At 51.2% G+C, this 7,500-nt stretch carries 5 protein-coding genes; 1 reads left to right on the top strand and 4 read right to left on the bottom strand.

The features are described 5' to 3' along the window. The coding region (locus ACWA6V_RS13840) for a glycoside hydrolase family 3 protein (RefSeq protein WP_449523040.1) at positions 1-1,368 on the bottom strand (1,368 nt) is incomplete at its 3' end. Between the two features lie 472 nt (positions 1,369-1,840). On the opposite strand from ACWA6V_RS13840, the gene ACWA6V_RS13835 reads away from it, so the two are divergent. After that, entirely contained in the window at positions 1,841-4,183 is a 2,343-nt protein-coding gene (locus ACWA6V_RS13835; protein ID WP_449523039.1) for a carbohydrate-binding protein, read from the top strand. Positions 4,184-4,257: 74 nt separating this feature from the next. Here the strand turns inward: ACWA6V_RS13835 and ACWA6V_RS13830 are convergent, their stop codons facing one another. The 3 genes from ACWA6V_RS13830 to ACWA6V_RS13820 all read right to left on the bottom strand — a co-directional run. Beyond that, positions 4,258-5,004, bottom strand: a complete 747-nt coding sequence (locus ACWA6V_RS13830; RefSeq protein ID WP_449523038.1) for an SDR family oxidoreductase — start codon at positions 5,002-5,004, stop codon at positions 4,258-4,260. Positions 5,005-5,027: 23 nt separating this feature from the next. Continuing rightward, positions 5,028-6,257, bottom strand: coding sequence for a GDSL-type esterase/lipase family protein (locus tag ACWA6V_RS13825; RefSeq protein ID WP_449523037.1), 1,230 nt, complete (start codon positions 6,255-6,257; stop codon positions 5,028-5,030). Next, the coding region (locus tag ACWA6V_RS13820) for a DUF459 domain-containing protein (protein ID WP_449523036.1) at positions 6,254-7,500 on the bottom strand (1,247 nt) is incomplete at its 5' end. The genes ACWA6V_RS13825 and ACWA6V_RS13820, both read right to left, overlap by 4 nt.

The following is a 7,500-nucleotide window of genomic DNA, read 5'->3' as shown; positions in this document are numbered from 1 at the left end:
TTTTTGGTTGCGCGCGAGTGGCAACAGATTGTTTTTGTTTTTCAACAGCACCAGCGATTCGCGCACAGCTTGACGCGCAACGGCGCGATGTTCTGGCGCGCCCAACAATTCTTTTTTGCCGGCAAGTGGGCGAGTAGAGGGAGCACCTTTTTCAAATAATCCGGCGCGGATTTTTACGCGCAAAATCCGGCGCACGGCATCATCCAAACGCTCGGCCGTAACTTCACCGGATTTAGCTTGCGCTAATAAATTGTTGTACAAATCTTTCCAGTTGGGTTCGGGCACCATGTAAATATCCAAACCGGCCATAAGTGATTCAGGGCAATCTACGGCGGTGCAACCGGGAATAAAACTGTGGCCGCTCCAATCGCCCACTACCAAACCATCAAAACCCATTTGGCCTTTGAGTACATCGGTGAGCAAATATTTGTGGCCGTGCATGCGGGTGCCGTCCCAGCTGGTGAATGAGGCCATCACCGCCTGCACACCTGACTCCAAGGCACTGAAATAACCGGCGCCGTGGATATCACGCACATGCTGTTCATCGCCTTGAGTAGGGCCGCGATCCACACCATTTAAGGTTCCACCATCGCCGATAAAATGTTTGGCAGTGGCGATCACGTGTTCATTGGATAAAAATTTCTCAGAACCACCTTCACCTTGCAGGCCTTCCACCATTTCTCCAGCGAAAGCGCCGACAATTTGTGGATCTTCCGACCAGCTTTCATAGGCGCGGCCCCAGCGGTCATCGCGTGCTACAGCAACAGTAGGGGAAAAGTCCCAATTCAGGCGGGTGACTGCGATTTCACGTGCAGTTGCCCAGCCGATTTGTTTGAGCAACTCGGGGGTATTGGTCGCACCCAAGGCGATGTTGTGCGGAAACAGGGTGGCGCCGACGACGTTACCCAGCCCGTGTACCGCATCTGTACCCCACATAATCGGGATGCCAATACGTCCATTGGATTTATCGATTGAGGCGTTATAGAAGCTGTCGGCCAGTTTTACCCAGTCTTCCATTGTCGCGTATTTGTTGCTGCCGGGCGTGCTGCCACCGCCGTTCAGCACGGAACCCACGTGATACTGCTTGATATCTTCAGGGGTCAGAAATTTGATTTCCGGTTGGATCAGCTGGCCGATTTTCTCTTCCAACGTCATTTTGGCCAGCAGCTCCTCGATGCGCGTTTCCACAGCGGGGTCTTTTTTGACGGCGCTGGTAATCGCCGGCCATTCCACTTTTGCCGCCGTGGTTGTGCTCGCAGGCGGTGTGGTTGCTGCGGGTGCCTCGGTTTTTTGGGCATCACACCCTGCAAGCAGTGAGAGTAGAACGGCGCCAGATACCAGCGACCGCAGCTGTATTTTATTGTTCATAGTGGATGACCTGTTATTCAAATAAAGAGTTGAAACAAAGAAATGCCAATTCGATTAATCGCATCAATTAATTCCACTGCATCAAAGGGGCGCAGGATGATAATCAATATTGGTTATATGCAGTAGTCAAAACGACAACTGCGCAAGTATTCGCTTATAAAAGGTAGCAGTTGGTGGCCATCCTGCGAATAAACTTTACCTTTAATGATGCAAATATCAGGTTTGAAGGGAAGGATCACATAGAAAAAAATGAATAATTGAGCTGTTTTTTATCCATAAAAGATGTATGCATTTTTAAAGTGCATATCCGCAAATGCTCATATGCGAAAAGATTGCAATGAACTCCTTGTGTTACAGATCACAAATTCTTGATCATCTTCTACACTAAAACAGCTAACTCCCTCTCAGGTTATTTTCTGGACTATTCATCAGACGGCTAGAAAAATCATGCGGTTGTCGTTTTGGAGGCATCATGTTCAAAAAAAAAGAGCTCACGCGCTTAGGTGACATCCTAGTCAGTAAAGGACTTATAACGCCCGCACAACTTGATCTAGCGATCAAAGAACAATCGCGACGCAAACGTTTATTAGACCCCGCTGATCCTACTGCCGCAGTGACACCGATCGGTGAAATATTAATAGAACTGGGTTTTATTGACCAATTGCAATTAAAACGCGGTTTGAATTGGCAGCAGCGTTTGCGCCATGCCTCTATCGCCATGGCACTCTGTGCTCCATTTATGATTTTTGCTCCCAGTGCAGCCGCTAATGTTGTACGAACCGCCCCCACCACAATTGAAGCGGAAAATTACACTGCGATGCAGGGAGTAATTGCCGAAAATACCACTGACATCGGCGCTGGAAAAAATATTGGCGGTATAAGCACCGGTGATTGGATGTCCTACAGTGTTGATCTACCAGCGGCAGGTACCTACAAAATTACCTATAGGCTCGCATCGCCTAACACTACGGGTAGTTTGATTTTGCGCTCTGCAAATGATGCTGATTTGGCAACACTCAAGGTGCCTAAAACTGGCGGATGGCAATTGTGGACCAGCGTGGACCAAATAGTGTCTCTGCCAAAAGGCGTGCAGACCTTAAAAATCTTCGCCAAAACGGGCGGCTTTAATCTCAATTGGTTTCAATTGGAAAAAATTACATCGATTAACGAAGCAATCGAAGCAGAAAACTATTCTGCAATGAGCGGTGTTATTACCGAAGCTACAACAGATATCGGCGGAGGGCAGAATGTAGGCGGGATTAGTACGGGCGATTGGATGAATTATGCAGGGGTGGATATACCGGCAGATGGCACTTACAAAATTACCTATCGCGTCGCCAGCCCTTATAGCACCGCCAAAATCACCCTGAAATCCGGTGCGGATGTAGAAATAGGCACAGTATCGGTTCCCAAAACCGGAGGCTTTCAAGTCTGGAGTGATGTTGTGCAAACAGTCACTCTGCAAAAAGGTGTGCAGGATTTAAAAGTATTCGCCAAAGCCGGTGGATTTAATATCAAATCATTCAAAATTGAGGCAGATACCGCAGCGGGGATTACACCACCTGTGGTCATCGCTGCCGCCCCAGCACCTATTGCAGCTGCAGCAACACCCACCGCAGCAGTACTGCCCGGCGCACCCTTGACCCTTCAGGCGGAAAGTTATTCGTCGATGAGCGGAATTATGTCAGAGGCCACTACCGATGTAGGCGGCGGCCAAAGTGTGGGTGGAATTGGCACTAATGATTGGTTGCTCTACGACGGTATAAATATTCCCATCACTGGTGAATATAAAATTACATACCGTGTCGCCAGCCCTTACACCACCGCAAAAATGATGCTTAAGTCAGGCACCAACGTTGATTTGGGTTTGTTGGCTATTCCCAAAACCGGTGGCTGGCAAATCTGGACTGATATCAGCCATACCTTGACCCTGCAGCAGGGAGTACAGAGTTTAAAAGTGTTTGCACAGACGGGTGGATTTAATTTCAATTGGCTGAAAATTGAAAGCCTGGTTCCGGTCAGTCAGACTATTGAAGCAGAAAGTTATTCCTCCATGTTTGGTGTTTTTAATCAAACCACATCCGATGTTGGCGGAGGTCAAAATGTCGCCGGCATAGCGACAGGTGAATGGATGACTTACAGCGGCATCAATGTGCCTGCAGATGGCAATTACAAAATTACCTATCGCGTCGCCAGCACCGTCAGCACTGGCAAAATTGCATTGCACTCAGCCGCTAATGTTGAGTTAGGGCGTGTATCAGTAGCATCTACGGGTGGCTTCCAAATCTGGAAAGAGGTCGAGCATACGGTAGCACTGAAAAAAGGCGTTCAGGATTTAAAAATAGTTGCGGCAACCGGCGGCTTTAATCTTAACTGGTTCAAAATGGAGTTTGCCGGTGCAACAAATGCTTCCAGTGCGGCCAGTTCGTCAGCACCAGCAGTATCCTCTTCCAGCTCTTCCAGTTCCGCACCTGCAGTGAGTTCATCAAGCTCTTCCAAATCATCAACACCGGCGATGAGTTCATCGAGCTGGTCAAGTTCATCGGTAGCAGCTCATGTGGCGGGCCCTGTTGCCATTACCTGGATGGCGCCGGATAAACGCGAAAACGGAGCACAACTCTATATTGATGAGCTGGGTGGTTATGAAATTCGTTATAAAAAAACGGCGGACACAAAATACACCTACGTCTCTATTAATGACCCCTGGACGCAGTCGTACAAATTTGATTGGCTCGAAGGCGATTATATTTTCCAAATCGCCGCGTTTGATAAAAACGGTGTCTACAGTCCCTTTGTAGATATCCAGCGGCAGTAAAATGTTTAAACTTTGCAATAAAAAAATGGCAGATTTTCTGCCATTTTTTTATTGAGAAATTGTTGTGTAAGGGATTATCGCCCGCCACTCACATCCAGCAAACTGCCGGTTATGTAAGACGCTTCAGCGGACGCAAGCCATAAAATGGCGATGGCAACCTCATCAGCCTCACCTGCGCGCTGCATAGGAATGGTTGGTGCGATACGTTCAATGCGACCGGGCTCACCACCTTTTGCGTGCAATTCCGTATTGATAATGCCGGGGCGCACACAGTTGACACGGATGCCGTCGGCAACTAATTCTTTGGCAAGCCCCATGGTAAAGGTATCAATTGCGCCTTTGCTCGCGGCATAGTCGATATATTCAAACGGCGAACCAAAACGCGCGGCAATGGATGAAACATTGATAATCGCACCGCCATTTCCTCCATCAAGTTTACTCATGCGTTTAATCGCCTCGCGCGCACAAATAAAACTGCCAATGACATTTACCGAAAATAATTTTTCCAGCTCGGCAACCTGTGTATCGCGAAATAATTTCTGGCGCAAAATGGCGGCGTTATTGACTAGTACATCCAAACGATTGAATTGAGTGTCGATCTGTGCGAATAGATTGAGCACATCCGTTTCAATTCCCACATCCGCTTGTACACATAAAACGTTGCGCCCAAGTGCAATAATTTGCTGCGCAACAGTTTCAGCTTGTGTGCGTTTACTTAAGTAGGTGATAACAAGATCGTAACCGCGTTCGGCGGCGAGCAGCGCGGTGGCGGCGCCTATGCCACTGCTGGCGCCAGTGATGAGCATAACGGGATTTGCCATTTCAACTCCTTGCACAAAACTGATTAATTTTTTTGCGCCACCGCCAAGCGTTTTAGCGCCTTATCCATTTCATCCAGCAGCGCGACATAAAGTGCATCAGCGCTTGCGACATAACCCTCGGCGCTCATATGCACAAGATCAGGCCGCATAAATGGCGTTTTTTGTTTAAGCCAGAATTGCGCACCGCAGTTGCCGCCCATCATCGCGCTCCAATCCCAATAGAGTGTGCCTTCCTGTCGGGCGATGCGCCGCTGGCTGTTCTGCACTTTGATCAAACTCGGCGGCAGCGGCACACGGCAGCCGCCGTTGTTGTGCGGCGGACGGGATTTGGCTGAGCTGGGCGCCCCCACTAACAAAATCGCCGCTTTCGGTGCCGCGCCGCGCAGTGAACGAATCGCTTGGCGCAACTCAGCCTCGTAGGTTTCCGGCACCAGGTCTTTACCGAAGGCTTCATTGGTACCGTAGGCGAGAATGATCAATTGCGGATTGCGCCATTGCAGTTGGCTGCGCAGAGTAGATGAATCCCAGCGGTTGATCACATTGGCGACTGAGCCGTTATTGCCCAGCGCGTCCAGAGTAATGCCGCGTGCCATGCGATCGAGAATAACGCCACCCAGTTTTCCGCCCGGGGGCGCGAGCAATTTCAGTCCGCTCACTTTGTTCGCGTCCAGTTCTTGCGTGCTCAATCGCCAAGGGGCTTTGGGCTCGCCCTGCCCGGGTAATTTATGGACTTTGCCACCCGGCAAGGCCAGACCCCACAGTGTTTGGCCGGAGCTCTGCCAGATGTTCAGGCGCCATTGTCCGGCAGCAGGTGTTTCTTTGATTTTGATTTCAAGGATCGAATTTCCCGCCGAGGTATTGATAAATCCGCCAACCGGAAACACCCCTGAGTGTTTGTGTTGTTTGGCATCGCTGAGTTTCCAGCTGCCGGTACTGCGCAGCAATACCTGGCTGGAGCGCTGGTTGGTGATGTATCCCGGTGTGAGCCAACCGATACCGGCGTTGCCGAACTGGTTTTGCAGGCGCTGGCGCAGTTGGCCGCTGAAGTAGTCGCCTGCGGTATGGGAGTCCCCCAATTGGATAATCCGGATCGGCTCCTGCCGCTTTTTTTCCTCCAAATCGCGCAAGCTTTGCCAAAGTGCCGGGGCTTTGCGGTCGCCATAATCGAGCAGCGGGGTCGTTTTATTGGCTGCTAAAGCAGGCATCGCCTTGGCTAAAACCAGCAGCCACAGGCAGAGGGTAAAGTACTTCATCGTTGGGTGATCTTGTTGTGGGAGGCGGTATTGCCCGTATCGGTACCGTCAGTTGCGTTGGCAGCGTCTTCCGCCGGTTTTTCTGCAGGTGGTGCAGCGCCAAATTGGGTGAGCGTCAGGTTCGCCAGCAGGCGATGCCCCTGGGTAGTGAAGTGCACTCCGTCGTCGGTGCGCACCATAACACTGCCGCGATCGGGCAGTTCGAGAAACTTGGTAAAGCTGCTGCCATCGGCGGTGAGGGTTGGATCGGTGGAGACGAAACGGGCAAACAGCGGCATTTTGCTCGCTTCTTCGGCGTAGATAGCATTGAGTGTCGGCGCTTTGCCGATCAAATCTTCGCGCCCTAACGGCGGCACGCCCAGCCAGACCAAGCGCGCGCGATGTGCCGCAGCGGTGTTGATAATGCGCGCGACCCGCTCGCGATACACCGCGGCCCAAGGCTCCGAACCAAAACGGATGTAGCGCCCATGAATGGTCATATCCCAAGGATCATTGGCGCCGAGAAAAACGATCACCACCGAGTAGTCTTCCAGTTCAAATGCATCCTCCACAGTGGCTGGCCAATCGAAAAATGCCGGGTAGGTCAGCCCCGTACTGTGCTTGCTCAAGTCCATCGACTCGACTTTGTATTTGCGCTTGAGATTGGTGATCAGGTGCGGTGCCAAGCCCTGCATCAATGAATCGCCCACCAACAAAATGCGGTCACCGGCGCCCAGCGGGATAGGCCCCTGCGCAGCCGCTATGGCTTCGGGGGTTGCTTCGGGCAGTGGTTCAGTCGACTGCGACTCGTGCGGAGTATCGATTGCATCTGTTGTTGTGGTGATTGGTTCAGCAGTATCAGTTGCGATGCTGGGTTGCACACTAGCAACTACAACAGTCTCGCTCATCGCCGCCGCTGGTGTCTCGTAAGCGACCGGCTTCGACGAGGCGGCTGGCTCAGGGCAAGCTTGGGTAATCACCTCCGGTTTTGGGCACACAGGTGCAGCGACGACTGGCAGCTCCGGCTTCGGCAGTGCCTCATCACCCAGCAACAACACTTGGCCAGCAAGCAGCATGCGGCTTTCACTTTGATTGAAGACCTCCGACCAATACTGCTGTGTGTTATCCCACTGCCGTTTCCACTCTTTGATCAAGGGTGTGTTAGGCGAATAACTCCTGGCACTGGGCAGATTGCCGAATTCCAGCAAAATATGGTGGGTCTGCTGCCAATATTGCAGCAATGCGCTGCCCTTCACCGCGACCA

The organism is Cellvibrio sp., assembly GCF_053579595.1.
The sequence above is the reverse complement of the archived record's forward strand: the minus strand, read 5'-3'. Positions and strand labels throughout refer to the sequence as shown.

Coding starts and splice junctions, on each gene's coding strand:
- ACWA6V_RS13835 (WP_449523039.1), top strand. CDS start 1,841: ATGTTCAAAAAAAAAGAGCTCACGCGCTTAGGTGACATCCTAGTCAGT.
- ACWA6V_RS13830 (WP_449523038.1), bottom strand. CDS start 5,004: ATGGCAAATCCCGTTATGCTCATCACTGGCGCCAGCAGTGGCATAGGC.
- ACWA6V_RS13825 (WP_449523037.1), bottom strand. CDS start 6,257: ATGAAGTACTTTACCCTCTGCCTGTGGCTGCTGGTTTTAGCCAAGGCG.